This is a genomic window from Pedococcus sp. P1_H8, from assembly GCF_056405175.1.
Genome location: NZ_JBFUCP010000390.1, coordinates 1 through 387 on the forward strand (window position 1 = coordinate 1; position 387 = coordinate 387).

The following is a 387-nucleotide window of genomic DNA, read 5'->3' on the forward strand; positions in this document are numbered from 1 at the left end:
CCGTTCCTCCAGGGTGCCGACGCAGACCAGCTTGCGGACCTGCACGTCGCGGCGCTGCCCGATCCGGAGCGCCCGGTCGGTGGCCTGGTTCTCCACCGCCGGGTTCCACCACCGGTCCAGGTGCACGACGTGGTTGGCGGCGGTGAGGTTGAGGCCGGTGCCGCCGGCCTTGAGCGAGAGCAGCATGATCGGAGGGGAGCCGCCGTCGCTGCCGGCCTGGAAGTCGTGGACCATCGCGTCCCGCYGGCCGCGCGCGACGCCGCCGTGCAGGAACGGCACCTCGGTGCCGAACCGTTCGGCCAGGTACGGGGCGACGATCGCCCCGAACTCCCGGAACTGGGTGAACAGCAGCACCCGTTCGCCGTCCGCCAGCACCGAGTCGACGAT

1 protein-coding gene is annotated in these 387 nt (G+C 72.3%); it reads right to left on the minus strand.

All coding sequences use genetic code 11. The annotated features are described in order from the left end of the window. Positions 1-387 (minus strand): DEAD/DEAH box helicase (locus AC1DYG_RS20505; RefSeq protein ID WP_477641673.1); only part of this gene is annotated, 387 nt, incomplete at both ends.